This is a genomic window from Pseudomonas sp. A125 (assembly GCF_055409485.1).
On the sequence record NZ_JBUZVP010000008.1, the window covers coordinates 205,011 to 230,676 of the forward strand.

The 25,666-nt window shown below is 62.0% G+C and carries 22 protein-coding genes; 13 read left to right on the forward strand and 9 right to left on the reverse strand.

From position 1 onward, the window contains the following. Window position 1: 1 nt before the first annotated feature. The 8 genes from ACZRN6_RS13535 to ACZRN6_RS13570 all read left to right on the forward strand — a co-directional run bounded on the left by ACZRN6_RS13535 (window position 2) and on the right by ACZRN6_RS13570 (window position 9,261). Window positions 2-1,450: an alginate O-acetyltransferase gene (locus ACZRN6_RS13535; RefSeq protein WP_464008183.1), complete on the forward strand. Its 1,449-nt coding sequence runs from the start codon at window positions 2-4 to the stop codon at window positions 1,448-1,450. Then, window positions 1,447-2,571 carry a mannuronate-specific alginate lyase gene (locus ACZRN6_RS13540; RefSeq protein ID WP_464008184.1) on the forward strand — a complete coding sequence of 375 codons (1,125 nt, stop codon included), beginning with the start codon at window positions 1,447-1,449 and terminating at the stop codon, window positions 2,569-2,571. The genes ACZRN6_RS13535 and ACZRN6_RS13540 overlap by 4 nt, the downstream gene beginning before the upstream one ends. A gap of 238 nt (window positions 2,572-2,809) precedes the next feature. Next, the gene (locus tag ACZRN6_RS13545; protein WP_464008185.1) at window positions 2,810-4,342 is read left to right on the forward strand and encodes an MBOAT family O-acyltransferase; all 1,533 of its coding nucleotides are present in this window, start codon (window positions 2,810-2,812) and stop codon (window positions 4,340-4,342) included. Between the two features lie 11 nt (window positions 4,343-4,353). Further along, complete coding sequence (locus tag ACZRN6_RS13550) at window positions 4,354-5,541, forward strand: alginate O-acetyltransferase (protein ID WP_322147345.1); 1,188 nt, start codon at window positions 4,354-4,356, stop codon at window positions 5,539-5,541. A 16-nt stretch (window positions 5,542-5,557) separates the two neighbouring features. Then, window positions 5,558-6,205, forward strand: a complete 648-nt coding sequence (locus ACZRN6_RS13555; RefSeq protein WP_008434181.1) for an alginate O-acetyltransferase AlgF — start codon at window positions 5,558-5,560, stop codon at window positions 6,203-6,205. Between the two features lie 149 nt (window positions 6,206-6,354). Continuing rightward, window positions 6,355-7,806: a mannose-1-phosphate guanylyltransferase/mannose-6-phosphate isomerase gene (locus tag ACZRN6_RS13560; RefSeq protein ID WP_464008186.1), complete on the forward strand. Its 1,452-nt coding sequence runs from the start codon at window positions 6,355-6,357 to the stop codon at window positions 7,804-7,806. A 154-nt stretch (window positions 7,807-7,960) separates the two neighbouring features. Then, window positions 7,961-8,425, forward strand: coding sequence for a multidrug transporter (locus ACZRN6_RS13565; protein ID WP_464008187.1), 465 nt, complete (start codon window positions 7,961-7,963; stop codon window positions 8,423-8,425). A 20-nt stretch (window positions 8,426-8,445) separates the two neighbouring features. Continuing rightward, window positions 8,446-9,261: an SDR family oxidoreductase gene (locus ACZRN6_RS13570; protein WP_464008188.1), complete on the forward strand. Its 816-nt coding sequence runs from the start codon at window positions 8,446-8,448 to the stop codon at window positions 9,259-9,261. Between the two features lie 114 nt (window positions 9,262-9,375). On the opposite strand, the gene ACZRN6_RS13575 is transcribed toward ACZRN6_RS13570, so the two are convergent. Next, entirely contained in the window at window positions 9,376-10,257 is an 882-nt protein-coding gene (locus tag ACZRN6_RS13575; RefSeq protein WP_322147351.1) for a LysR family transcriptional regulator, read from the reverse strand. A gap of 111 nt (window positions 10,258-10,368) precedes the next feature. Between ACZRN6_RS13575 and ACZRN6_RS13580 the strand changes: the two genes are divergently transcribed. Together ACZRN6_RS13580 and ACZRN6_RS13585 are read left to right on the forward strand one after the other, a co-directional pair. Then, window positions 10,369-11,559 (forward strand): MFS transporter, encoded by a 1,191-nt coding sequence (locus ACZRN6_RS13580; protein ID WP_464008189.1) that lies wholly within the window; start codon window positions 10,369-10,371, stop codon window positions 11,557-11,559. Then, a complete protein-coding gene (locus tag ACZRN6_RS13585; RefSeq protein ID WP_322147354.1) occupies window positions 11,556-11,954 on the forward strand; it encodes a DUF4440 domain-containing protein in 399 nt (132 codons plus the stop codon). The genes ACZRN6_RS13580 and ACZRN6_RS13585 overlap by 4 nt, the downstream gene beginning before the upstream one ends. 11 nt (window positions 11,955-11,965) lie before the next feature. On the opposite strand, the gene ACZRN6_RS13590 is transcribed toward ACZRN6_RS13585, so the two are convergent. Genes ACZRN6_RS13590 through ACZRN6_RS13605 form a run of 4 tightly spaced genes read right to left on the reverse strand, consistent with a single transcriptional unit; the run spans window position 11,966 to window position 16,732 of the window. Continuing rightward, on the reverse strand, window positions 11,966-12,826 hold the full coding sequence (locus tag ACZRN6_RS13590; protein ID WP_464008190.1) for an efflux RND transporter periplasmic adaptor subunit: 861 nt from the start codon (window positions 12,824-12,826) through the stop codon (window positions 11,966-11,968). A gap of 10 nt (window positions 12,827-12,836) precedes the next feature. After that, window positions 12,837-13,037 carry a DUF1656 domain-containing protein gene (locus tag ACZRN6_RS13595; protein WP_076014369.1) on the reverse strand — a complete coding sequence of 67 codons (201 nt, stop codon included), beginning with the start codon at window positions 13,035-13,037 and terminating at the stop codon, window positions 12,837-12,839. Continuing rightward, window positions 13,027-15,210, reverse strand: coding sequence for an FUSC family protein (locus ACZRN6_RS13600; RefSeq protein ID WP_322147357.1), 2,184 nt, complete (start codon window positions 15,208-15,210; stop codon window positions 13,027-13,029). Before ACZRN6_RS13600 ends, ACZRN6_RS13595 begins: the two co-directional genes overlap by 11 nt. Before the next feature lie 10 nt (window positions 15,211-15,220). Continuing rightward, window positions 15,221-16,732 carry an efflux transporter outer membrane subunit gene (locus ACZRN6_RS13605; protein ID WP_464008191.1) on the reverse strand — a complete coding sequence of 504 codons (1,512 nt, stop codon included), beginning with the start codon at window positions 16,730-16,732 and terminating at the stop codon, window positions 15,221-15,223. A gap of 182 nt (window positions 16,733-16,914) precedes the next feature. Here ACZRN6_RS13605 and ACZRN6_RS13610 point away from each other — a divergent pair, with 182 nt between their 5' ends. After that, window positions 16,915-17,883: a LysR family transcriptional regulator gene (locus tag ACZRN6_RS13610; RefSeq protein ID WP_010170450.1), complete on the forward strand. Its 969-nt coding sequence runs from the start codon at window positions 16,915-16,917 to the stop codon at window positions 17,881-17,883. A 39-nt stretch (window positions 17,884-17,922) separates the two neighbouring features. Here ACZRN6_RS13610 and ACZRN6_RS13615 read toward each other — a convergent pair whose 3' ends face one another. Genes ACZRN6_RS13615 through ACZRN6_RS13630 form a run of 4 tightly spaced genes read right to left on the reverse strand, consistent with a single transcriptional unit; the run spans window position 17,923 to window position 24,243 of the window. After that, on the reverse strand, window positions 17,923-19,287 hold the full coding sequence (locus ACZRN6_RS13615; RefSeq protein ID WP_322147359.1) for a heavy metal sensor histidine kinase: 1,365 nt from the start codon (window positions 19,285-19,287) through the stop codon (window positions 17,923-17,925). Next, window positions 19,277-19,954: a heavy metal response regulator transcription factor gene (locus ACZRN6_RS13620; RefSeq protein WP_088424198.1), complete on the reverse strand. Its 678-nt coding sequence runs from the start codon at window positions 19,952-19,954 to the stop codon at window positions 19,277-19,279. The genes ACZRN6_RS13615 and ACZRN6_RS13620 overlap by 11 nt, the downstream gene beginning before the upstream one ends. Before the next feature lie 30 nt (window positions 19,955-19,984). After that, a complete protein-coding gene (locus ACZRN6_RS13625) occupies window positions 19,985-23,080 on the reverse strand; it encodes a multidrug efflux RND transporter permease subunit (RefSeq protein ID WP_322147361.1) in 3,096 nt (1,031 codons plus the stop codon). Next, window positions 23,077-24,243 carry an efflux RND transporter periplasmic adaptor subunit gene (locus ACZRN6_RS13630; protein WP_322147363.1) on the reverse strand — a complete coding sequence of 389 codons (1,167 nt, stop codon included), beginning with the start codon at window positions 24,241-24,243 and terminating at the stop codon, window positions 23,077-23,079. Before ACZRN6_RS13630 ends, ACZRN6_RS13625 begins: the two co-directional genes overlap by 4 nt. A gap of 214 nt (window positions 24,244-24,457) precedes the next feature. On the opposite strand from ACZRN6_RS13630, the gene ACZRN6_RS13635 reads away from it, so the two are divergent. After that, window positions 24,458-24,700, forward strand: a complete 243-nt coding sequence (locus tag ACZRN6_RS13635) for a hypothetical protein (RefSeq protein ID WP_322147364.1) — start codon at window positions 24,458-24,460, stop codon at window positions 24,698-24,700. Window positions 24,701-24,868: 168 nt separating this feature from the next. After that, the gene (locus ACZRN6_RS13640; protein ID WP_322147365.1) at window positions 24,869-25,660 is read left to right on the forward strand and encodes a transporter substrate-binding domain-containing protein; all 792 of its coding nucleotides are present in this window, start codon (window positions 24,869-24,871) and stop codon (window positions 25,658-25,660) included. The last annotated feature ends 6 nt before the right edge of the window (window positions 25,661-25,666 follow it).

Genomic DNA, 25,666 nt, shown 5'->3' on the forward strand with positions numbered 1-25,666 from the left:
TATGCACCCACACATGATCAAACTGCTCTGCCTTTCGGGTTTGACCCTCGGCCTGCTCGCCGCCAGCCAGGGCGTGCGCGCCGACGAAGTACAGGCCCCGATATTCAGCGCCGAACCGTGCTGCAGCTTGTGCCCGGCCGCCCACGACGCGAAGAACTACACCACGCGCTACCAGCAGAACTTCACCACCCTGGTGCAAGCACAGGGCGACTGGTTGTTCCGCACCCAGGAAGATTTGCGCACCGAATTCGACACCAGCCCTGCCGGCTACAAACGCATGCAACAACTGCACGATGCGTTCAAGAGCAAGGGTGTGGAACTGGTCGTGGTCTACCAGCCAACCCGTGGTTTGGTGAACCGCAACAAGCTCAACCCTGAAGAGAAAGCCAAGTTCGATTTTGACAAGGCGCTGGGCAACTACAAGACCATGCTGGGGCGCTTCGCCAAGATGGGCTACGTGGTGCCGGACCTGTCGCCATTGACCAACGAGCAACTGCCGGATGAATTGCCGGCCCACGATTTCTACTTCCGTGGCGACCAACACTGGACGCCATACGGTGCGCAGCGCACGGCGAAAATCGTCGGTGCAAAAGTGCGCGCGATGCCTGAATTTGCCGGCATCCCGCAGCGTGAGTTCGAGACCAAGCGCTCCGGGCGCATGGGCAAGACCGGCACCCTGCACAACATGGCCGGGCAATTGTGCGGCACCAGCTACGCGATCCAGTACATGGACCAGTTCACCACCGAGCCCAAGGGCGAAGCGGCAGACGGCGACCTGTTCGGTGATTCCGGCAACCCGCAGATCACCCTCGTGGGCACCAGCCACAGCGGCAAGAACTACAACTTCGCGGGCTTCCTGGAACAGGAAATCGGTGCCGACATCCTCAACGTCGCCTTCCCCGGCGGTGGCCTGGAAGGCTCGATGATCCAGTACTTGGGCAGCGAAGAATTCCAGAAAACCCCGCCGAAGATTCTGATCTGGGAGTTCTCGCCGCTGTATCGACTGGACCAGGAGACCATCTACCGCCAGATGATGTCGCTGCTCGACAACGGCTGTGAAGGCAAGACCGCCCAGATGAGCGCCAGCACTACGCTCAAACCCGGCAAGAACGAATTGCTGGTTAACAGTTCGAACAAAGACCTGCGCAATTCCAGCCATCAGGTCGACATCCGCTTCGCCGACCCTTCGGTGAAAACCTTGCAAGCCACCCTCTGGTACATGAACGGACGCCACGAGGACATCAAGATCGAGAAACCCGAAACATCCGATACAGACGGGCGTTTCGCCTTTGAACTGCGCACCGACGAAGACTGGGCCACGCAAAACCTGCTGGCCGTGGAAGTGCAGGGCCCCGAAGCGGGCGCTGCCGCGCAGAAAGTCGAAGCGAAAATTTGCACACGCAACGTATTCCCGGCGGGTGGTCAACAGACCGCTTCCGCCGGGCAATGAGGTTACTTATGCAGACCAAACTCTTACTACCCACGCTGCTGGGCCTGGCGATTTTTGCCGGCTCCGTTAACGCCGCCGCGCCACTGCGTCCACCCCAGGGCTACTTCGCCCCGGTGGAGGCATTCAAGACCGGCGACTTCAAGAACGACTGCGACACCATGCCCGCGCCGTACACCGGTTCGCTGCAGTTTCGCAGCAAATACGAAGGCTCGGACAAGGCGCGCTCCACACTGAATGTCCAGTCCGAAAAAGCCTTTCGCGACAGCACCGCCGACATCACCAAGCTGGAAAAAGACACCAGCAAACGCGTGATGCAATTCATGCGCGACGGCAGGCCGGAGCAGCTGGAATGCACGCTGAACTGGCTCACAAGCTGGGCCAAGGCCGATGCGTTGATGTCCAAGGACTTCAACCACACCGGCAAGTCCATGCGCAAATGGGCACTGGGCAGCATGGCGTCGGCCTATGTGCGCCTGAAGTTCTCCGACTCCCACCCGCTGGCCAACCACCAGCAGGAGTCGCAGTTGATCGAGGCCTGGTTCAGCAAAATGGCCGACCAGGTAGTGAGCGACTGGGACAACCTGCCGCTGGATAAAACCAACAACCACTCCTACTGGGCCGCCTGGTCGGTGATGGCGACCTCCATCGCCACCAACCGTCGCGACCTGTTTGACTGGGCCGTGAAGGAATACAAGGTCGGCGCCAACCAGGTCGATGCCCAAGGCTTCCTGCCCAACGAATTGAAGCGTCAGCAACGGGCCTTGTCGTACCACAACTACGCCCTGCCGCCGTTGGCAATGATCGCCAGTTTTGCGTTGGTCAATGGCGTGGACCTGCGCCAGGAAAACAACGGTGCACTCAAACGCCTGGGTGACAACGTGCTGGCCGGGGTGAAAGACCCGCAGATCTTCGAGAAGAAGAACGGCAAGGAGCAGGACATGAAAGACCTCAAGGAGGACATGAAATTTGCCTGGCTTGAACCGTTCTGCACCCTCTACACCTGCGCGCCGGACGTGATCGAGCGCAAGCACGGGATGCAGCCGTTCAAGACGTTCCGCCTCGGCGGCGACCTGACCAAGGTCTACGACCCGACGCACGAAAAAGGCAACAAAGGCAGCTGATACAAAGCTCCCACACCTGGACTCGGTCCAAATGTGGAGCTGGCTTTATGTGGGAGCTGGCTTGCCGGCGATGCAGACACCTCGGTGATTCAGACAACCCGAGTTGATCCCATCGCGGGCAAGCCCGGCTCCCACACAAGCCAGCTCCCACACTGAACGCGTACACCCTCCCAGATTCGTGGGGGGGTTTGGGGGGGCCGTTGGCCCTTGACTGTTGGTTAAACATGGAGAGATCGGGATGGTTTTCTCGTCCAATGTGTTCCTGTTTTTGTTCTTGCCGATCTTCCTCGGCTTGTACTACTTGAGCGGGCAACGCTATCGCAATCTGCTGCTGCTGATTGCCAGCTACGTGTTCTACGCCTGGTGGCGAGTGGACTTCCTGGCGCTGTTCGCCGCCGTGACGCTGTGGAACTACTGGATCGGCCTCAAGGTCGGTGCGGCCGGCGTGCGTACCAAGCCGGCCCAACGCTGGCTGCTGTTGGGCGTGGCGGTCGACCTGTGCATCCTTGGCTACTTCAAGTACGCCAACTTCGGCGTCGACAGCATCAACCTGATGATGAAGTCGGCAGGTCTCGAACCTTTCATCCTGACCCACGTGCTGTTGCCGATCGGGATCTCGTTCTACATCTTCGAGTCCATCAGCTACATCATCGACGTGTACCGCGGCGACACCCCGGCCACCCGCAACCTGATCGACTTTGCGGCGTTCGTGGCGATCTTCCCGCACCTGATCGCCGGCCCGGTGTTGCGCTTTCGCGACCTGGCCGACCAGTTCAACAACCGCACCCACACCCTCGATAAATTCTCCGAGGGTTGCACACGGTTCATGCAGGGTTTCATCAAGAAGGTGTTTATCGCCGACACTCTGGCGGTGGTCGCCGACCATTGCTTTGCCCTGCAAAACCCTACAACGGGTGACGCCTGGCTCGGCGCACTGGCGTACACCGCGCAGCTCTACTTCGACTTCTCCGGCTACAGCGACATGGCCATCGGCCTGGGCTTGATGATGGGTTTTCGCTTCATGGAAAACTTCAAGCAGCCGTACATCAGCCAGTCGATCACCGAGTTCTGGCGGCGCTGGCACATCAGCCTGTCCACCTGGCTGCGTGACTACCTGTACATCACCCTGGGCGGCAACCGTAAAGGCACGCTGACCACCTACCGCAACCTGTTCCTGACCATGCTGCTCGGTGGCCTGTGGCACGGGGCAAACATCACCTACATCGTGTGGGGTGCCTGGCACGGCATGTGGCTGGCAATTGAAAAAGCCATCGGCCTCAACACCGCACCGCGCAGTTTCAACGTCGTGCGCTGGGCCTTCACCTTCCTGCTGGTGGTGATGGGCTGGGTGATCTTCCGCTCGGAAAACCTGCACGTCGCCGGCCGCATGTACGGTGCGATGTTCAGCTTTGGCGAGTGGTCGCTGTCGGAACTCAACCGCGCCAGCCTCACCGGCCTGCAAGTGGCAACCCTGGTGGTGGCGTACGCAACCCTGGCGTTCTTCGGTTTGCGCGACTTCTACAGCAATCGGCCGGCAGAAAAAGCCAAGCCGGCTGACCCAAGCCTGATCAAGGCCGTACCGGGCGACAACCCCGGCAGCATCCATCAGCCCGGCTACACCGTGGGCACCGAGGCCACCGTACAACCAGCCTACTGGACCGCCGCCTGGCCACGCTACGCCATGCGCGCCGCCGTACTGCTGTTGTTCGTGGCATCGATTCTCAAACTTTCGGCGCAGAGCTTCTCGCCGTTCCTTTACTTCCAGTTCTGAGGGAGCCGACCATGACCCGTTCATTACGCGTGCTCTATATCGCCTTGTTCCTGGCCGTGCTGTTGGCGCTGGGCGCCTGGTCGATGCGCAGTTTCTTCGGTTTCAGCACCAACGCCGACGCCACCGTGCTCAACGGCCGCTGGACCAAGGCCGTCGAAACGCATTACGACGACCAGTTCCCGATCAAGCGCCTGGGCACCAACCTGTGGGCAGCGCTGGATTACAAGCTGTTCAATGAAGGCCGGCCTGGCGTGGTGATTGGCCGCGATCACTGGTTGTACAGCGACGAAGAGTTCAACCCCATCGTCAATGAAGACCAGAACCTGCAAGGCAACTACGCCCTGGTGGAAGGCGTGCGCCAGAAGCTCAAGGCGCAAGGCATCCAACTGGTGATGGCGATCGTGCCGGCCAAGGTGCGCCTGTACCCGGAACACCTGGGCGAAGTGCAGCCTGCGAGCATCCACGCCGGCCTGTACCAGGACTTCCATGCCCGCATGGCCGCCGACAAGATCGTCGCCCCCGACCTGATGGGCCCGCTGCAACAGGCCAAGCTGCACGGCCAGCAAGTGTTCCTGCGCACCGACACCCACTGGACTCCGGATGGCGCCGAAGTAGCGGCCAAAACGTTGGCCACGACGATTGCCAACAAAACGCCCCTGAGCGGCGAGCCTCAACGCTTTATCACCGAAGCCGAGAAGACCGAACCGCACAAGGGTGACCTGCGCCTGTTCCTGCCGCTGGACCCGCTGTTCGAAAACCTGATGCCGCCCAAGGAACCGCTGCAAAAACGCGTCACGCACCTGGCCGAAACCAAAGGCGACGACGCGCTGTTCACCGACAGCGAAACCCCGGTGGCACTGGTGGGCACCAGCTACAGCGCCAACCCGAACTGGAACTTTGTCGGCGCGCTGAAGCAAGCCCTGGGCAGCGACGTCATCAACTACTCAGAAGACGGTCACGGCCCGATCCTGCCGATGCTCAGCTACCTGAAAAGCGACGACTTCAAGAACAGCCCGCCACAGGTGCTGATCTGGGAGTTTCCTGAACGTTATCTGCCCGTGAACAACGAAATCGGCGACGCCGACCCGCAGTGGGTCGCGCAACTCAAACAAGCCGGTATGCGCCAACAAAACATGGCACTGAACACCCCCGCCGTTAAACACATGAACTCCGAGACGCCCGACCGGGCGCAAAACTGAAAGAGAGGTAACTCACATGACTTTCACTACTAACCTCGCAAAAACTTTTGCCCTCGTCGCCGGCATGAGCGTTGTTTCGATGTCTGCCTTCGCCGGTGGCGATGCCGCGCTCTACGGCCCCGTCGCGCCAAAAGGCTCCAGCTTTGTGCGGGTGTACAACGCCAGCAACCAGGAAGTCAGCGCCACCGTTGGCAGCACCAACCTCAACGAGGTTGCACCGCTGGCCAGCAGTGACTTCAGCTTCATGCCGGGCGGTGACTACAGCGCCAAGGTCGGCAGCCAGACCCTGCCGGTCAAGCTTGCCGCCGACCACTACTACACCCTGGTCAGCAGTGGCAGTGGCCAGCCGCAATTGATCGAGGAACCGCCATTCAAGAACAAGCAGAAATCCCTGGTGCGCGTGCAGAACCTCAGCGACAAGTCGCTGACCCTGAAAACCGCCGACGGCAAGACCGATGTGGTCCAGGCCGTGGCCGCCAAGGGCCGTGGCGAGCGCGAGATCAACCCGGTAAAGGTCAGCCTGGCGCTGTATGAGGGCGACAAAAAAGTCGGCGACGTAAAACCAGTGGCCCTGGAGCGCGGTGAAGCCGCAGTGCTCTACGTCACCGGCACCGGCGCCAACCTATCGCCAGTGTGGGTCAAGCGCCCTGTATCGACCCGCTGATCAGATTTTCAGATTGACGCTGCCCCCTGTGGGAGCTGGCTTGCCTGCGATGCGGACAACGCGGTGTATCAGGTACACCGAGGTGATGCCATCGCGGGCAAGCCCGGCTCCCACAGGCTCTGACCCATATTGATTCAAGGAGAAACACCATGATCCCAGTAATCCTTTCCGGTGGTAGCGGCTCACGTCTCTGGCCGCTTTCGCGTAAACAGTTTCCCAAGCAGTTCCTGGCCCTGACCGGCGAGCACACCTTGTTCCAGCAAACCCTGGAGCGCCTGGTATTCGACGGCATGGACGCGCCCATCGTGGTCTGCAACAAGGACCACCGCTTTATCGTCAACGAGCAACTGGCCGCCCGCAAACTCGACACCCAGCGCATCCTGATGGAACCGTTCGGCCGCAACACCGCGCCGGCCGTAGCCCTGACGGCAATGATGCTGGTCAACGAAGGCCGTGACGAATTGATGCTGGTGCTGCCCGCCGACCACGTACTGGACGACCAGAAAGCCCTGCAACGCGCCCTGGCTTTGGCCACCGTGGCGGCCGAGCGCGGCGAGATGGTGCTGTTCGGCGTACCGGCAACCCGTCCGGAAACCGGCTACGGCTACATCAAGTCGACCAACGATTCGCTGCTGCCCGAGGGCGTCAGCCGCGTGCAACAGTTCGTTGAAAAACCCGATGAAAAACGCGCGATCGAGTTCGTCAAAAGCGGGGGTTATTTCTGGAACAGCGGCATGTTCCTGTTCCGCGCCAGCCGCTTCCTCGAAGAACTGAAAAAGCACGATCCAGACATCTACGACACCTGCATGCTGACCCTGGAACGCAGCGAACAGACCACCGACACCATCGACATCGACGCCTCGACCTTCGCCTGCTGCCCGGACAACTCCATCGACTACGCCGTGATGGAAAAAACCCAACTGGCCTGCGTCGTACCCTTGAGCGCTGGCTGGAGCGACGTGGGTTGCTGGGCATCGCTGTGGGACGTAAACGAAAAAGACGCCAACGGTAACGTCAGCAAGGGCGATGTGGTGATCCAGGACAGCCGCAACTGCATGATCCACGGCAACGGCAAACTGGTGTCGGTGATCGGCCTGGAAAACATCGTGGTGGTGGAAACCAAGGACGCGATGATGATTGCCCACAAGGACAAGGTCCAGGGCGTCAAGCAGATGGTCAACACCCTCAACGAACAGGGCCGCAGCGAAACCCAGAACCACTGCGAGGTCTACCGTCCGTGGGGCTCGTATGACTCGGTGGACATGGGCGGCCGCTTCCAGGTCAAGCACATCTCGGTCAAGCCGGGCGCATGCCTGTCGTTGCAGATGCACCACCACCGCGCCGAACACTGGATCGTGGTCAGCGGCACCGCCGAAGTCACCTGTGACGAAAACGTGTTCCTGCTCACCGAGAACCAGTCGACCTACATCCCGATTGCCTCGGTGCACCGCTTGCGCAACCCGGGCAAGATCCCGCTGGAGATTATCGAGGTGCAGTCCGGCAGCTACCTGGGTGAAGACGATATCGAGCGTTTTGAAGACATCTACGGTCGGTCGACGCCAATCGAGCGTGGCGTGTCGGTGAAAACCATCGCGCAGTAAACAGAGCAGCACAAGAAGCCCCCGCCCCACCGACTGCGTCCCCTATCCGCAGCCGGTGGGCCGGGGGCTTTTTCTTTGGGGCCGGGGAACCCGAAGATGGTCAACTCCACCTACGCTTAGTTAGGATGCCCGTTCCGTTTTCGAGGTTGTTGCCATGTTCTTTGGTGTCTTGCTGATTATCACCTGGCTGATCCTCTTGCTGCGCTACCCCGCCAAGGCGTTGCCGGTTTCCCTCGCGGCCGCCGTCGGCCTGGGCCTGGTGGCGGTATGGGTGGTGTGGCTGGACAACCGCGAGGCCCAGCAATTGGCGCGCCTCGAACTGCGCACCGTATACGCCCCCAAGGAATGCCCGGCGGACCGCCCGCTCAAACTCACCTTGAACAACGGCAACAACGTACCGCTGACCGAACTGCGCTGGCGCATCGCGGCCTATGCGCCGGGCGATACGGTCAACCTGGCGGATAACGTGTACGCTGCCCCGCGCTACCGCGGCCCTGGCGAGTTGCAAGCTGGCGCCACCTGGGAAGACTGCCTGCCGGTGCCGCCGCTGCGCCCCGGCTACCGCCCGCAAACCCTGGAGTTTCGCGCCGAGCACCTGCAAGGCAGCTTCTCTGACTAATCACCACAAAGGACTGAGCCATGCCCAACGTACTGATCACCGGGTGCTCCAGTGGCATTGGCCGTGCCCTGGCGGATGCCTTCAAGCAAGCCGGTTTTGACGTGTGGGCCAGCGCCCGGCGCAGCGAGGATGTGGCGGCACTCGCCAGCGCCGGTTTTAACGCGGTGCAACTGGACGTCAACGACAGCGCTGCACTGGCGCAATTGGCCGGGCAGGTCGGCGAGCTGGACGTGCTGATCAACAACGCCGGCTACGGCGCCATGGGCCCGCTGCTCGACGGCGGCACCCAGGCGATGCAGCAGCAATTCGAGACCAACGTATTCTCAGTGGTCGGCGTAACCCAGGCGCTGTTCCCGGCCCTGCGCCAGCGCAAAGGGCTGGTGGTGAATATCGGCAGTGTCTCGGGTGTGCTGGTCACCCCGTTTGCCGGTGCGTACTGCGCCTCGAAAGCGGCGGTGCACGCCTTGAGCGATGCGTTGCGCATGGAACTGGCGCCCTTCGGCGTGCGGGTGATGGAAGTGCAGCCGGGCGCCATCGACACCCACTTTGCGAAAAACGCAGGTACCCAGGCCGAACTGCTGATCAACGAGCAATCGCCGTGGTGGCCACTGCGCGAAAGCATCCGCGCCCGGGCCAAGGCCTCCCAGGATCGGCCTACGCCCGCTCGCGATTTTGCCGCGGATGTATTGAAGGCCGTGCAACAAACAACACCGCCGCGTCTGTTGCGCTCGGGTAATGGCTGCCGGGCATTGCCATTGATGGCGGCGTTGCTGCCCAAGGGTTTGCTGGAGACCGTATTGAAAAAGCGCTTTGGCCTAAGCGGCCAGCTCCAGTGACGCCCCGTAGCAGCTGTCGAGCCCCAGCGAGGCTGCGTCGGCAGCACCTCGATTAACGAGCCAGGCGATGAACCGAGGCGCGCCTGACGCAGCCTCGCTGGGGCTCGACAGCTGCTACGGGTGGGTAAGGCGGGGCTGTTTCATGAAATCAATGAAGGCCCGCACTTTCAGGGGTAGATGCCGGGTGTCCGGGTACAGCGCATACACACCCTGCGGCGCAAACCGATGACCCGGCAGCAACCGCACCAAACGCCCCGCATCCAGGTCTTCCTGCACCAGCCACTGGGGCAGGATCGCCACGCCATGCCCACGCACGGCAAACGCCTGGAGAATGGCGGCACTGTCGGCAACCAGTGAAGCCTTGCCGGGGCCTGGACGATACAGGTGCTCATGGCCGGCCGGGTCAACCACCGTCAACTCCGTCAGCCGCCCGTGCCCCAGCTTGGGCAGTTGCTCCAATTCATCCAGCGTGGTGACCCCGGCAAACCCCGGTGCAGCCACGGCGAGGATTTCGTAGCTCGACAGTTGCACCGCCCGATGATTGGAGTCGAGCATCCGCCCCAGTCGAATGGCCACATCGAAGCGCTCGGAGATCAGGTCGGCGTGACTGGAGGAGGTGGATAACTGGATGTTCAATTCCGGGTGCAGGCCGCGAAAGGTTTCCACTGCCGGCACCACCACCGCCAATCCGTATTCGACGGTGGTGGTGATCCGCAATGTGCCCTTGAGCTGGCTGTGCTCCGAACGGGCCTCTTCCACCGCCAGGCGCGCTTCTTCCAGCATGCGCGTACAGCGCAGGTAAAAGCGTTCGCCCGCATCGGTCAGTGCCAGTTGCCGCGTACTGCGGGTCAGCAGGGTCACGCCCAGCTCGGCTTCCAGGCGCTTGAGGTTGAAGCTCACCACCGCGCGTGTCTGCCCGAGGAAATCAGCGGCTGCAGTCAACGATCCGGCCTCGACCACGGCCTTGAAGGTGTCGAAACGATCCAGGCTGACCATAAGCCACGCACTCCTTTGTCAAAATATTTTTGACAAACTAACAGTCAAACCGCTGTTTCCCAAGTGCCCGCACCCGCCTACCCTGCCGCCATCCACAGCAGGAACCGCGCAATGAACTACCGCTCGAAAGTCACCTGGATCTTTCTAATGGGCTTCGCCCTCGACCTGGTGAACATGTTTGTCGCCACCATCGCTTACCCGGACATCGCCCGCGAGTTGCACGCCTCGGTCACGCAACTGGCATGGATCGGCAACGCCTACATGCTCGGCCTGACCGTGGTGATTCCCCTGAGCGTTTGGCTGGCGGCGCTGCTGGGAGAGCGACGGTTGATTGCCATCAGCCTGTTACTGTTCGGCGTAGCCTCGGTGCTGGTGGGCCAGGCCGCCTCGATTGAAGCGCTGATCGGCTGGCGCCTGTTGCAGGGCTTGGGCGGCGGCTTGTTGATTCCGGTGGGGCAAGCCTTGGCCTATCGGCATTTTCCGCCGGCACAACGCAGCCAACTGACAGCCAGGGTCATGCTGGTGGCGCTGCTGATTCCGGCCTTGTCGCCAGCATTGGGCGGCCTGGTGGTGGACAGCGTGTCGTGGCGCTGGATCTTTTTCGCCAACCTGCCGCTGGCGCTGATCACCGTGATGCTGACCTTGCGCTGGCTGGTGGCGGACACGCCCGCGTCCACACGCCCGGCGCTGGAGCTCGGTCACGTATTGGGCCAGGCCCGCCGCCCGATGCTGCGGGTCGCGATGCTGGTTTACCTGTTCATCCCGGGGGTGTTTATCGGCACCAGCCTGGTGGCGATTCTTTATCTGCACGGTCTTGGCTTTACCGCCAGCCTCATCGGCGCGCTGATGCTGCCGTGGGCGCTGGCCTCGGGGCTGGCGATTGCCTTGAGCAAAAAACTGTTCAATCGCTGCGGGCCGAGGCCGCTGCTGCTAGCGGGCATGCTGCTGCAAGCCCTCGGCATCCTGTTGCTGATAGAGCCGCACCCGGTTGCCGTGGTGCTCGCCTACCTCCTGATGGGACTGGGTGGCAGCCTGTGCAGCAGCACCGCGCAAACCCTGGCCTTTCTCGACATTCCGGCCGAGCGCATGGGGCATGCCAGCGCCTTGTGGAACATCAATCGGCAATTGAGTTTTTGCCTCGGTGCCGCCGTGCTTAGTGGGGTGCTGGCGGCTCTGGACTCGTTCACCGTCACCTTCGCGATTGCCGCAGCGTTGACCCTGTTTCCGTTATTTGCAGTACTGTGCCTGGATGCGTCCAAGGTACGGACACTGCTTCACCCTGCCAGCGAGCCCACACGATGATTGACTACCGCGATTTTTTTGATGAAGTGATCCAGGCCCATGTCGAGATCGAACAATGGTTTGCCGGCACAGCCCCCGAGGGAACACTGGAGGTTTTGCTGAGGCGTTTTTCGCCGGACTTTTCCATGATCACCCCGGCGGGCATGCAGCTGGATTTTGCACGGCTCAACCAGTTATTCAGCCAGGCTGGCGGCAAGCGGCCCGGGTTCAAGATCAGCCTCAGCGAATTTGCCGGGATTGACCGACATGCACGGGGTGCGACGGTGAGTTATCGCGAGCAGCAGGTGGATGGCAGCGGTGCACAAAGCGATCGGCGCTCGACCGTGGTGTTTGAAAAACAGGCCAGTGGCGCCCTGCTGTGGCGCCACTTGCACGAGACGTTCTTACAGCCCTGACGCTCCCACATTCAGTTCTGTGTTTGGTTAACGATCACGGTGCAGGTGATGCCTGCCGCCAACAGCACACCCTCAGGCACTTCATCGATGTGGATCCGCACCGGTACCCGCTGGGCCAGACGCACCCAATTGAAGGTCGGGTTCACATCGGCGATCAGCTCGCGGCTCTCGGGGTTGTCCCGGTCGTAGATACCGCGCGAGATGCTTTCCACGTGGCCCTTGAGGGTTTCGCCGCTCATCAGCTGCATGTCGGCCGTGTCACCGACTTTGACGTGGGGCAGTTTGGTTTCTTCAAAGAAGCCGTACACCCAGAACGAGTTCATATCCACCACCGCCATCTTCGCCTCGCCGATGCGTGCATAGTCGCCGCGGTGCACGTTGAGGTTAGTGACGTAGCCGTCCACCGCCGCCAGCACTCGGGTGCGCTTGAGGTTCAGTTCGGCCGCTTCCAGTTGCGCCAGCGCATGTTGGTAATCGGCCAGGGCGGCGCCTGCGATGTTGCTGGCGTCGTCACGGTTTTCCTTGGAGATTACCAGGGCGTCGAGGTCGGCGCGGCGGTGGGCGTTGACCTTGCGCATCTCCCAGGTGGCCTTGCGGGAAGCCACCAGCGATTGCGCCTGCTTGACGGCGATCTGGTAGTGCTCGGGGTCGATCTGCATCAACAGGTCGCCTTTTTTTACCCGTTGGTTATCACGCACCGGGACGTTGACCACCTCGCCCGTCACGTCGGCCGCGACGTTGATGATGTCGGCGCGCACCCGGCCATCACGGGTCCATGGGGTTTCCATGTACTGCACCCACAACGTGCGGCCAATCCAGATAGCCAGTGCCAGTACCAGCAAGGTCGCGAGCAGGCTGAAAAACTTTTTCATCGGGGCATTCTCAACGGTAGACGGTCAGCGCCAGGGCGCCGAACAAGCAAGCGAACAGGCTCAGGCGCAGCAGCGCCGGGTGCCAGAAAAAACGGTACAGGTCAAAGCCGGCCAGAAACCGGTCGAGGGCCCAGGCCACACCTGCCGCGATAAAAAACATCAAGGTCATGGTGGGCATGTACACGCCATGGAAGGCGATTTCACGAGGCATGAGCGGGTCCTTCGGGCTTTAGGGCAGCCAGGGGTGATTGCGGGTCCAGCAGTGAGGTGCGGATAAAGTGCAGGTAGCTTTTCACCCGGCGCAGGGCCGAGGTATCGAAGTGCGGGGCGAAGGGTTCGTCGGTGGCCTGCACCCGGCTGATCGCGTGGTCCACGGCGATCAGGCTGCGCTCCAGGTTGCTGGCGCTGGGTTGCAGGAACAGGCGCACTAACGAACGGCCCATCACCCGAATCGCCTGGCGCCACGGCTGGGACGCGGCATACGCCGGGTGCACCGGCAAAATCGCCTGTTCCTTGCGCAACTCGATAATCGCGTGGCCGACTTCCAGCACCACGAACATCCAGCGCAACAGGTTGCGTTGCACCTGGGGTTGCCCGGCGGCGAAGCCATAGGCCTGGTGCAGCAGGTCGCGGGTGCGGCTTTCAAAGCTTGAAGCCAGTCCCTTGAGTTTGCCGCTGATGGCGAACACCACTTGCTCGCGCAAGTCCTGCTCCAGCCGGCGCCACAACCAGCGGCTGTTGGGCGGCAGGATAATCGCGCCCGCCGCCGCACACACCAGCATGCCAATCACCATGGCGATGTAGTCGTTGATGAAGGTGTAGGGGTTGTAGACCGTGAGGTTGTCCGGCACCGAGCCGGTGCTGAAGAAGATCAGCAACCCGACGCCGACGCCTGCGTACTGCGGGCGCGAGGCCAGGAACGAACCGAAGATGATCACCGGGGCGAGCATCACGCACAAAAGCGGAAAACCGTCGATCCAGGGGAACACGAAGAACATCTCGACAAAGCCCACCAGCGCCCCAATCAAGGTGCCACAGGCCATTTGAAATGCCATGCGCTTGGGGTTGGGCGTGGCGGCGGACAGGCCCACCGTGGCAGCGGCAATCAGGGTCATGGTGGCGCCGCTGGGCCAGGCGGTAGCCACCCAGTAACTGCCGAGCACGACCAGGATAAACGAGGCGCGGATCCCCGAGGCGGCGCACGCCAGCCAGTTGGTTTTCGGGGTGTAGGGTTCGTCCCAGTGCTCGCGCTCGTGGCTGTGGTCTGCCAGGGATGCGTGGGTCTGGGCGTAGTTGTGCAGGTCGTCGACGAAGCGGTACAGCAACTCGTAGGCGGTGTGAAAATCCAGCAGCTCGGCGTCGCTGGGAGCGCTTTGCTGGAAGCTCGCGCGCAGGCTGCGGACCTTGGCGGGCAGGCCATCTTTGTAGGCGGTGAGCTGGCTGACCAGGCGCGCCGCGTCGGGGCTGGTCAGCGCACGGCCGGAGAAACCGTCGAGCAGTTCCGCCAGGTCTTGCAGGCCCGGCTTGATGGCGGCCACCACGTGATCGGCCTCCTGGCTGCGCAGGCGTTCGAGCAATTGGTGCAAGGCGTTGAAACGGGTGGTGATGCCCATGAACTCGCTGTTCAAACGCGTCAGCCGGCCATTGCGCCGACGCATGTGCGGGTCTTCGAACACGGTGATGCTGCGCAGCCCTTCCAGGCCCACGGCTTCGGCGATAAAACGCACGTTGCTGCGTTCAAAGTCTTCGCGCTCGCTGCGACCGCGCAGGCCATCGGTGACGAACAGCGCAAACACACCAAAGCGCTGGTACAAGGCATTGCGCATCGCGGCGCTGGCGGTTTGCGGCAGGATCGCGGCGCTGACCAGCGTGGAGCAAACAATCCCCAACGAGATTTCCAGTACCCGCCACACCGCCGCCATAAACGCGCCGTCGGGATGGGCCAGGGCCGGCAAGCCGACCATCGCTGCGGTGTAGCCGGCCAGCACAAAACCGTAGGCGCGAAAGTTGCGGTTACGGGTGGCGCCGGCGGTGCAGATGCCTACCCAGATCGCCAACGAACCAAGGAACAGTTCGGTGTTCTGGGCGAACAGGGCGATCAGAAACACCATCACCGCCGAACCCGCCAGCGTGCCCAGGAAGCGATAGAAACTCTTGGCGAAGACCTGGCCGCTTTGCGGCTGCATCACGATAAATACGGTGATCATTGCGGTGCGTGGCTGCGGCAATTCCAGGCGCATGGCCAGCCACAGCGTCAAGAAAGCCGCGATCAGAACTTTGAAGATATACACCCAGGTCACGCCGTCGCTGCGTGCCCAATCGAAAAAACCACGGCGCCACTCTAGCGAGTGCAACCAGCGCAGCGGTGCAGGCAAGGGAGTCATTGCATCCTACTCAGTGATCAAAGACGGCCAGGGCCGCCGGGGTCTTGCTCGGTAAGGTCTTGCTGCCTTCAGGCACGTCGCTGCCGGCGCCGAGACCACCGCCCAATGCGGTCACCAGTTCGGCGTGGGCACTCAGGCGTGCGGCCTGGACCTGCTGCTGCACCTGCTGCTGGCGGAACAACAGGCTCTGGGCATTCAGCACATTGAGGTAGTCGGTGAGACCGCGCTGGTAGGCGATCATCGCAATGTCATAGGTTTTTTGCGCCGAGGCCACGGATTCGGCGGCGAAGGCCTGCTGCTTGTCCATCGACTCGCGGCGGATCAACTGGTCGCTGATGCCCTTGAGCGCGTTGACCAGCGTCTGGTTGTAGTGCGCGACGGCGATGTCATAGCCGGCGCTGGCTTCACCCAGTTGTGAGCGCAGGCGGCCGCCGTCGAAGATCGGCAGGCTGATGGCCGGGCCAGCGCTGTAGTTGAGCTTCTTGCCGGTCAGGAAACTTAGCATGCCACCGCCGGTGGCGACGTAGCCGAGGCTGCCCACCAGGTCGACGTTGGGGTAGAACCCGGCGTGGGCCACGTCGATGCCACGGGCCTGGGCCGCCACTTGCCAGCGGCTGGCTACCACGTCCGGGCGCTGGCCGAGCAGTTCGGCGGGCAAGCTCGACGGCAATTTCAGCGGTGCTGCGAGCGACAGGGTGGGCCGCTGCAACTGCGCGCCCGCCCCCGGCCCTTTGCCCGCCAGCGCAGCCAGCTGATTGCGGCTCAGGGCAATTTCTTCATCCAAAGCGTCCAGTTGCCGATGGGTTTCCGGCAGCGGCGTCTCGGCCTGGCTGACTTCGAAGTGGGTGCCTATCCCGCCATTCAAGCGCTTTTGCGCAAGGTCGAGAATCTGTTGTTGCTGGGCCAGGGTCGCCGCCACGATGTCGCGCTGGGCGAAGTGCAACGACAGCTGGATGTAGGCGCGCACCACGTTGTTTTGCAATTCGAGCTGGGCCTGGCGCGCTTGGGCGGCGCTCATGTGGGCCATGTCCACGGCGCGCTCGGTGGCATTGCTTTCGCGGCCCCAGAGGTCGAGGGCATAGCTCAGGCCCAGGGAAGCGTTGTTGTCCCAGGTGGTGGAATTGTCCAGCGCGCCCGGGCCGTAGAACTGGTCGCTGGGCCAGTTGTGGCGTTTGAGCGTGGCGTCGCCATTGACCTGTAACGACTCGGCCGATTCGCTGATCCCGGCCATGGCCCGGGCTTCCCGCACGCGCGCCGCGGCCATGGCCATGCTCGGACTGCCTTGCACGGCGAGATCGATCCAGTGGTTGAGTTGCGGGTCGCCGTAGGCTTGCCACCATTGTGCGGTGGGCCAGTGGGCGTCCTGGGCGGCGGTGTTGATCGCTTCGTCGGTGGCCAATGAATTGGCAGCGAGTGACTGGCCTTGAGGGGCAATTCCTCCGGTTCCGATACAGCCGCTGATTGCTAACGATAAGGCCCAAACACTGAGAGTCTTCAGCTCTCTGCTGATGCGACGCGGCACTGCTGCGAATTCCTGAGAGGGTGTTGCGGGGAAGGTGGGGCAATTCTAAGGGGCGGGCCGGATGGCGATAAGGTGGGATTCTTGTGAATCTTTGTTACCGTTCAGGCGATAATCCGTTAGTCGGGATCACTGGAACCCGTAACTTCGTGTCACAATTTGCCATCTCCCCTGAGAGCACCTTAATGGACACCTTGCAAAACATGCGCGCCTTCAGTTGCGTGGCCGAAGCCGGCAGCTTCACCGCCGCCGCCGTGCAACTGGACACCACCACCGCCAACGTCTCGCGCGCGGTCTCCAACCTTGAGGCCCATCTGCAAACCCGTTTGCTCAATCGCACCACCCGCCGCATCGCTCTCACCGAGGCCGGCAAGCGCTATTTATTGCGCTGTGAGCAAATCCTGGCCTATGTCGAAGAGGCTGAAGCCGAAGCCAGCGACGCCCACGCCCGCCCCGCCGGCCAGCTGAAAGTGCACACCATGACCGGCATCGGCCAGCACTTCGTGATTGATGCGATTGCCCGTTACCGCCGCACCCACCCGGACGTGACCTTTGACCTGACCATGGCCAACCGCGTGCCAGACCTGCTGGACGAGGGTTACGACGTGTCCATCGTGCTGGCCAGCGAGCTGCCGGACTCGGGGTTTGTCTCGCAACGCCTGGGGATAACTTACAGCATCGCCTGTGCGTCGCCGGCCTACGTCAAGGCGAATGGCTGTGCGCAACGGCCCAGCGACCTGCTCAACCACGCCTGTTTGCGCCTGGTAAGCCCGGTGATTCAGCTGGACAAATGGTCGTTCAACGGGCCCGAGGGCCAGGAAAGTGTGGCGATCAACAGTTCACCGTTCCTGGTGAACTCGGCGGACGCGATGAAAACCGCGATCACCAGCGGCATGGGCGTTGGCCTGTTGCCGGTGTATGCGGCGATTGAAGGGCTGCGCAACGGCACGCTGGTGCGGGTGATGCCCAACTACCGCTCCCAGGAGCTGAACCTGTACGCCATCTACCCGTCGCGCCAATACCTGGATGCGAAGATCAAGACGTGGGTGGAATACCTGCGCAGCTCCTTGCCGGAGATCATGGCCGCGCACCAGGCGGAACTGGCAGCCTATGAGCTAAGTGGCAGTTTGGGCGGTGCCCGGCTGAGTAACTGAGGGTGGTTCAAGCGTGCCAACGGACAGGCACGCAACCCGCTACACCGGCAGCGTAATGCCAAAGGTATTGCCGCCGTCCTCGCTGCGCACAAACACATCCCCGCCGTGCATCAGGGCAATCGCCTTGACGATCGCCAGCCCCAACCCATGATTGGCCCCGCTGTTGCTGCGAGACGCATCCACCCGATAAAACCGCTCGAACAAACGAGGCAGATGCTCGCTGGCAATCCGTTCGCCCGGGTTGGTCACCCCGATTGCCACGTGATCCTCCAGCACTTGGATGTTCACCTCTATCACCCGCCCAGGCGCCGTGTGCTGCACCGCATTGCTCAACAGGTTGATCAACGCCCGGCGCAGATGCGCCTTCTCGATCTGCACCTGCGCATCGCCGGTCACGTGCACCTGCACTTGGGCGTCTTCGAGGATGAAGTCCAGGTAATCCAAAGTGGTCGCCACTTCATCGGCCAGTGAACTGGTGATCAGCTTGGTGGCCTTGCTGCCCTGGTCGGCGCTGGCCAGAAACAGCATGTCATTGATGATCGAACGCAGCCGCTCCAGCTCTTCGAGGTTCGATTGCAGCACCTCGAAATAATGCTCCGCCGAACGCCCACGGGTCAGCGCCACCTGGGTCTGGCCGATCAGGTTGGTCAGCGGCGAGCGCAGTTCGTGAGCCACGTCGGCGTTGAATGACTCCAGTCGCGAATACGCATGCTCCACCCGCTCCAGGGTCGAGTTGAAGGAGTTGACGAACTGCTTCAGCTCCGGCGGCAACGGCGACAATTGCAGGCGCCCGGAGAGTTTCGGCGGCGCGAGTTTCTGCGCCTCATCCGACAATTTGATCAGCGGTTTGAGGCCGATACGCGCCACCCAAAAGCCCAGCAGCGAGGCCAATACCACGCCGACAAATGCCAGGCCGACCAGCGCCACCAGCAGTTGATGTTGGGTGGCGCGGAAATTCTCGGTGTCGACCGCGATCATGAAGCGCAGCGGCGGACGCTGGTCCTTGGCCGGGAACTGGCTGACCAGCACTTTGAACGGATGATGATGGCCTGGCAGGTGCAAATCACGCTTGCCGGTCGGGCCTTCGGCGAAGGCGCGAATCTGCGCGTCCGGGTTGCCGTATTCGTAGGTGGGATCGCTGCTTACCACCCAGAACCGGATGCGCTTGTCTTCCTCACCCAACAGCTTGAGCTTGGCGGTAATTTTCGCCCAGTGATCCGGCGTGCCGAAGCGATTGACCGAGGATTCCAGCACGCTGTAACGCGCATCCAGCTCGGCGCCGGGCAGCAAGCCCAGGCCTTTGTCCACTTGCTGGTACAGCGCGCCGCCGATCAACAGGAAGATCAGCAGCGCCACCAACGTGAACATGCCACTCAGGCGCAGGGCGATGGAATTAGCCGACACTGCGGTTCTCCAGCACGTAACCCATGCCGCGAATGGTGTGCAGCAGCTTCTGCTCAAACGGCCCATCGAGCTTGGCCCGCAGGCGCTTGATCGCCACCTCCACGACGTTGGCGTCGCTGTCGAAATTGATGTCCCAGACCATTTCCGCAATCGAGGTCTTGGACAGGATTTCACCCTGGCGCCGGGCCAATACGCTGAGTAGCGAGAACTCCTTGGCGGTCAGGTCCAGGCGAATGCCGTTGCGACTGGCCTTGCGGCTGATCAGGTCGATCCACAGGTCGGCGATGGTCACCTGCACCGGCTCATGCCCGCCGCTGCGGCGGGTCAGGGCTTGCAGGCGCGCCACCAGTTCAAGGAACGAGAAAGGCTTGCCGAGGTAATCGTCTGCGCCTTCGCGCAGGCCGCGAATACGGTCCTCCACGCGCTCGCGGGCAGTGAGCATGATCACCGGCGTCTGCTTGCGCGCGCGCAGTGCGCGCAATACGCCAAAGCCATCCAGGCCGGGCAGCATCACATCGAGCACGATTACCGCGTAATCGTTCTCCAATGCCAGGTGCAAACCCTCGACGCCTTCACGCGCCACGTCGACGGTATAGCCTTGCTCCGTCAGCCCGCGGTGCAGGTAGTCTGCGGTTTTTTCTTCGTCTTCAATAATCAGTACACGCATGAGCCTTTTGTTCCAGGATGGGCCTCAGCCTCAGTGTGTGGTTGCCAGCTGGGGAGCTGGTTTGGGTCTATGGAAAAACTTCTCAAGGTACAAGTATATGACCGGCGTGGTGAACAGCGTCAGCGCCTGGCTCACCAGCAACCCGCCCACCACCGCGATGCCCAATGGCTGGCGCATTTCTGCACCGGGACCGGAGCCCAACATCAGCGGCACCGCCCCCAACAGCGCGGCGAGGGTGGTCATGATGATCGGTCGGAACCGCGTGACACAGGCTTCATAAATCGCCTCTTCAGGTGGCAGGCCGCGCACGCGCTGGGCGTCGAGGGCGAAGTCGATCATCAGGATGCCGTTCTTCTTGACGATACCGATCAACAGCACCAGGCCGATCAGCGCCATGATCGAGAAGTCCTGGCCCATCAGTGACAACATGATCAGCGCCCCCAACCCCGCCGACGGCAAGGTGGAGATGATCGTCAGCGGGTGCACAAAGCTCTCGTACAGCACCCCCAGGATAATGTAGACCGCCACCAATGCCGCAAGGATCAGCCAGGGCTGGCTGGCCAACGAACTCTGGAACGCCTGGGCCGCGCCCTGGAAGTTGCCGATGATGGTGGTCGGCATGCCGATTTCATTCTTGGCCTGGTTGAGCATGATCACCGCATCGCCCAACGCGACGCCTGGCGCCAGGTTGAACGACAGGTTGGCGGCCGGGAACATGCCGTCATGGCTGATAGACAACGGCCCCACGGTCGGCGGGTCGACCTTGGCCACCGCCGACAGCGGCACCATCTCGTTGGTCAGCGGCGAGCGCAGGTAGAAGTAGTTCAGGCTTTCGGCCTTGCCGCGTTGCTGGGTGTCCAGCTCCAGCACCACCTGGTACTGGTTGATCTCGGTCTGGAACTCGTTGATCTGGCGCTGGCCGAAGGCGTCGTACAACGCCTGGTCCACGTCGGTGGCGGTGAGGCCAAAGCGCGCGGCGGCCTGACGGTCGATGCTGATGTGGGTGATGCTGCCGCCCAGTTGCAAGTCGTTGGACAGGTCGCGGAACGCCGGGTTGGTCCGCAGTTTCTCGGTGAGGCGCTGGGTCCAGGTATTCAGCGTCGGGCCGTCATTGCTCTTGAGCACGTACTGGTATTGGGCGCGGCTGGGGCCGGAGCTTAAGTTGATGTCCTGGCCGGCACGCAGGTACAGCACGATGCCCGGCACTTTCGCCAATTTCGGGCGGATGCGGTCGATAAACTGGCTGGCCGATACATCGCGATCCCCGCGATCTTTCAAGGCGATCCAGAACCGGCCGTTGGCGATGGTCTGGTTGCTGCCGGTCACGCCCACCGAATGGGAGAACGCCTCCACCGCCGGGTCATCCTTGACGATCTCGGCGATTGCCTTGTGCTTGGCGACCATGTCCGGGAACGACACGTCGGCCGCCGCTTCGCTGGTGCCGAGCACGAAACCGGTGTCTTGTATGGGGAAGAAACCCTTGGGGATAAACACATAGCCGACCACGGCCAGGGCCAGGGTCACCATGAAAATCGCGGCCATGGTGCGTTGGTGGGCCAGGGCCCGGCGCAGGTTGCGCGCGTAACCGGCGAGCAGGCGCTCGCTGAAGCCGGGTTTGTCGTGGGCATGATGGGTCGGGGCGCGCATGAACAACGCGGCCAGGGTCGGCGCCAATGTCAGCGACACCACCACTGAAATCAGGATGGTCGAGGTCGCCGTCAGTGCAAATTCCTTGAACAGCCGCCCGACCACACCGCCCATGAACAGCAGCGGAATGAACGCCGCCACCAGCGAGAAGCTGATGGAAACCACGGTAAAGCCGATTTCACCCGCGCCCTTGATCGCCGCCTCACGCTTGTCGAGGCCCGCTTCGAGGTGGCGGTGAATGTTTTCCACCACCACGATCGCATCGTCCACCACAAACCCCACGGCGATCACGATCGCCACCAGCGTCAGGTTGTTCAGGCTGAAGCCCATCAGGTACATCAGCGCAAAGCTGGCAACCAGCGACACGCCGAGCACGCTGGACACAATCAACGTGGCCGACAACTGTCGCAGGAACAGCGCCATCACCGCCACCACCAGCAGGATGGCGATCAGCAGGGTCACTTCCACTTCATGCAGGGAGGCGCGGATGGTCTTGGTACGGTCGGTCAACACGCTGACCTGCACCGACGCCGGCAACATGCCTTGCAGGCGTGGCAGCTCGGCTTGAATGCGGTCCACGGTCTCGACGATATTCGCGCCGGGCTGGCGGGAGATCACCAGGTTGACCCCCGGTGTGTCGCCTGACCACGCCTGCACGTAGGCGTTTTCCGAGCCATTGATGACTTTGGCGATATCGCGCAGTTGCACGGGTGCCCCATCCTTGTAGGACACGATCAACTGGGCGTAATCCTCGGGATGGAACAACTGGTCGTTGGTCGACAGAGTCGACACGCTGTTCTTGCCGTAGATCGCGCCCTTGGCCAGGTTCAGGCTCGATTGCTGGATCGCCAGGCGCACGTCCGCCAGGGTCAGGCCGATGGCCGCGAGCTTATCGGCCGAAGCCTGCACCCGGATGGCCGGGCGTTGCTGGCCGGTGATGTTGATCTGACCTACGCCGTCGATCTGGCTGATCTGACGGGCCAGCAGGGTTTCGACGTAGTCGCTCAACTCGGTGCTGGGCATGCTGTCGGAGCTGACGCTGAGGATCAACACCGGGCTGTCCGCCGGGTTGACCTTCTTCCAGGTCGGCAGGCTCGGCATGTCGCTGGGCAGTTTGCCGGACGCGGTGTTGATCGCCGCCTGCACTTCCTGCGCGGCGGTGTCGATGCTCTTGGTGAGGGTAAATTGCAGGGTCAGGAGGCTGGAGCCCAAGGCGCTGCTGGAGGTCATCTGGGTCATGCCGGGGATGGCGCTGAATTGCACCTCCAGCGGCGTGGCCACGGATGAAGCCATGGTGTCCGGGCTGGCACCGGGCAGCGTGGCGCTGACCTGGATCGTCGGAAATTCCGCTTCCGGCAGTGGGGCGATGGCCAGACGTGGGAAGGCGATCATCCCGAGCAATACCAGGGCGAAGGTCAGCAGCAGGGTGGCGACCGGGTGGTCGACGCACCAGGCCGACGGCGAACGGCTGCCACTCATGGCTGCACCTTGGCATCAACCGTCTGGATCACCTGTGGCGGTTCCTTGAGCACGTCTACCTGAGCGCCGGCCTTGAGCCGCGACTGGCCGTCGCTGACCAGCACGTCACCGGCCTGCACACCCTGGAGGATGTTCATGCCGCTGTCCTGGTACAGCACTTTCACCGGCACGATGTCGACCTTGTCACCGTTGACCCGGTACACAAAGTGCGAATCCAGCCCGCGTTGCACCACGGTGGGCGGTACCACCAGGGCGTTTTTGTACAGGGCAGTCTGAATGCGGATCGTCACCAGTTGCCCGGGCCAGAGCTTTTGCGCGCCGTTGCTGAACTCGGCCTTGGCGCGGATGGTGCCGGTGGTGCCGCTGATCTGGTTATCGATCAGGCTCAGGCGGCCTTCACCCAGCAGATCGCCGGTCTGGCCGTCGGTGTCGGCGCCCATGTAGGCGTTGACGTCGGCGGGCAGTTGCGCGGCGATCAGGCCCTGCAGGGTCGGCAGCATTTGTTGCGGCAGTGAGAACTCGACGGCAATCGGGTCGATCTGGGTAACAGAGAACAAGCCCTGGGTGTCACTCATGCGCAGGAAGTTGCCTTCATCCACGGTGCGAATCCCGACGCGCCCGGTAACCGGCGAGCGAATCTGGGTATACGAAAGCTGCACCTGGGCCGAGTCGATAGCGGCCTGGTTGCCCTGCGCCGTGGCCTTGAGTTGGTTGACCAGGGCTTGTTGCTGGTCATAAGTCTGCTTGGACACGCCATCGTCGATGCTCAGTTCCTTGTAGCGCTTGAGGTTGACCAGCGCCACTTGCAGTTGCGCCTGGCTTTCGCCCAGTTGCGCCTTGGCCTGGTCCAGGCTGGCACGGATCGAACGGTCATCAATGGTCGCCAGCAGGTCGCCGGTCTTCACCAGTTGGCCTTCCTTCACCAGCAACTTGGTGAGAATGCCGTCGATCTGCGGGCGAATCACCACGCTGTGCAACGACAACACCGAACCGATTCCGCTGACAAAACGCGGAATGTCCTGCTCCATGACGCTGATCACACGCACCGGAATCGCTGCCGACGCGGTCAGTTTGGTCTTGGCCGGGCGGGTCACCGCCCAGGCAACCACGGCCAGTACCACGAGGACGCCCACGATCAAGGCAGGTTTTCGATGAATGTGCATGGGGTGAGGCGCCAGGGCAAAGGATCGGAAGAATGAAGGTTCTTTATAGCCCGCCAACCCGGTCAGCAAAGTGACTGCTAACTGACAGCGCCGTCAGTAAAGTCCGACCATTCGTACGAGCAGTGGTTAAAGATCCGAGGCGCGCAGGTATACTGCGCGGCAGTGTGGCCTGCAAGTCGGGCCCACGTCATTTTCAGTACTCCCCGGAGCTTCCATGAATTCCCCGACACAACCCGCTGTTGAAGCGGCCGATATCGACCCACAGGCCAACCCTGACAGCGTCGAAGGCGAAACCCGCGCCGAGATCCCGGCATTCAAATTTCCGTTCAAGCCGGGCGAACTGGCCGGTGAGAAAAACGCCAGCCAGCCGTGGTACAAAAACGGTGCGAAGAACGGCCACACCAAAAGCCCGGGCATGGCACCTCCCGGCACCCGTCGTTCGATGGGCAAGCGCTGACCGGTAACAAATCCCCCGCAATAGCGATCTGTGCCTACAACGTTTACTGACGTTTCGCCTTGTAGGCCTGCGGCCAATTCTTGAAAGCTTGCACGACACCCGCTTACCCCGAATCTTTCTTACGGGGCTGGATGGGGTGAAGCTGGTTTTCCGGAAAAGGACGTTCCCGTGTTTCCTATACGTACTTGTGTTGCGCTGTGCTTGTCGCTGATGGCCAGTGTTGTCTGCCTCACTGTGGCCGGTGACCAACCACGGCGCGAAATTCGTTTCGCCGTCGCCGCGCAATTCCCGCCGTTCCAAAGCCGTAATCAACAAGGCCAGCTGGTAGGGCTGAACATCGAATTGGGTAACGCCCTGTGCATACAGCTCAATGTGCGGTGTACCTGGGTTGACCAAGTCCTGGTGGAAAACTTCCCGGCCCTCGAGGCCAGGCAATTCGACGCGATCATGGGCATGGCTTCGACGTCGAAACGGCGCCGACGGGCGAGTTTCACCGACGACCTCTACCCGATCACTACGCGCTTGGTGGCCCGCAAAACGTCAGGGTTGCAGCCGACCACCCAGTCACTGAAAGGCCAACGCGTGGGCGTGCTGGTGGGCAGTAATCGCGAAGCCTTTGCCTTGGCGAAATGGGCGCCAAAGGGCGTCATCGTCAAGGGTTTCTGGCGCAATGACGAACTGATCCGCAGCCTGTTGGCTGGCGATATCGATGCCACACTGCAGGGCAAGGTGGAAATCCGTGAGGCGCTGCTCGACACCGCCGAGGGCCTGGATTTTGACTTCCTTGGCCCCGCCATCTCCACCGAACTGTTGGGCAACGGCGTGGCAATCGCGCTGCGCAAGCCCGACACCGCATTGCGCAACGCCCTCAATTGCGCCCTTGAGCAACTGATGCAGAGTGGCGAGTACCAGCGCATCGTCCAGCCCTACCGCCTTGATGCACCGCCCGCCAGGCCGTAATGGCCA

Coding starts and splice junctions, on each gene's coding strand:
- ACZRN6_RS13535 (WP_464008183.1), top strand. CDS start 2: ATGCACCCACACATGATCAAACTGCTCTGCCTTTCGGGTTTGACCCTC.
- ACZRN6_RS13540 (WP_464008184.1), top strand. CDS start 1,447: ATGAGGTTACTTATGCAGACCAAACTCTTACTACCCACGCTGCTGGGC.
- ACZRN6_RS13545 (WP_464008185.1), top strand. CDS start 2,810: ATGGTTTTCTCGTCCAATGTGTTCCTGTTTTTGTTCTTGCCGATCTTC.
- ACZRN6_RS13550 (WP_322147345.1), top strand. CDS start 4,354: ATGACCCGTTCATTACGCGTGCTCTATATCGCCTTGTTCCTGGCCGTG.
- ACZRN6_RS13555 (WP_008434181.1), top strand. CDS start 5,558: ATGACTTTCACTACTAACCTCGCAAAAACTTTTGCCCTCGTCGCCGGC.
- ACZRN6_RS13560 (WP_464008186.1), top strand. CDS start 6,355: ATGATCCCAGTAATCCTTTCCGGTGGTAGCGGCTCACGTCTCTGGCCG.
- ACZRN6_RS13565 (WP_464008187.1), top strand. CDS start 7,961: ATGTTCTTTGGTGTCTTGCTGATTATCACCTGGCTGATCCTCTTGCTG.
- ACZRN6_RS13570 (WP_464008188.1), top strand. CDS start 8,446: ATGCCCAACGTACTGATCACCGGGTGCTCCAGTGGCATTGGCCGTGCC.
- ACZRN6_RS13575 (WP_322147351.1), bottom strand. CDS start 10,257: ATGGTCAGCCTGGATCGTTTCGACACCTTCAAGGCCGTGGTCGAGGCC.
- ACZRN6_RS13580 (WP_464008189.1), top strand. CDS start 10,369: ATGAACTACCGCTCGAAAGTCACCTGGATCTTTCTAATGGGCTTCGCC.
- ACZRN6_RS13585 (WP_322147354.1), top strand. CDS start 11,556: ATGATTGACTACCGCGATTTTTTTGATGAAGTGATCCAGGCCCATGTC.
- ACZRN6_RS13590 (WP_464008190.1), bottom strand. CDS start 12,826: ATGAAAAAGTTTTTCAGCCTGCTCGCGACCTTGCTGGTACTGGCACTG.
- ACZRN6_RS13595 (WP_076014369.1), bottom strand. CDS start 13,037: ATGCCTCGTGAAATCGCCTTCCATGGCGTGTACATGCCCACCATGACC.
- ACZRN6_RS13600 (WP_322147357.1), bottom strand. CDS start 15,210: ATGACTCCCTTGCCTGCACCGCTGCGCTGGTTGCACTCGCTAGAGTGG.
- ACZRN6_RS13610 (WP_010170450.1), top strand. CDS start 16,915: ATGGACACCTTGCAAAACATGCGCGCCTTCAGTTGCGTGGCCGAAGCC.
- ACZRN6_RS13620 (WP_088424198.1), bottom strand. CDS start 19,954: ATGCGTGTACTGATTATTGAAGACGAAGAAAAAACCGCAGACTACCTG.
- ACZRN6_RS13625 (WP_322147361.1), bottom strand. CDS start 23,080: ATGAGTGGCAGCCGTTCGCCGTCGGCCTGGTGCGTCGACCACCCGGTC.
- ACZRN6_RS13630 (WP_322147363.1), bottom strand. CDS start 24,243: ATGCACATTCATCGAAAACCTGCCTTGATCGTGGGCGTCCTCGTGGTA.
- ACZRN6_RS13635 (WP_322147364.1), top strand. CDS start 24,458: ATGAATTCCCCGACACAACCCGCTGTTGAAGCGGCCGATATCGACCCA.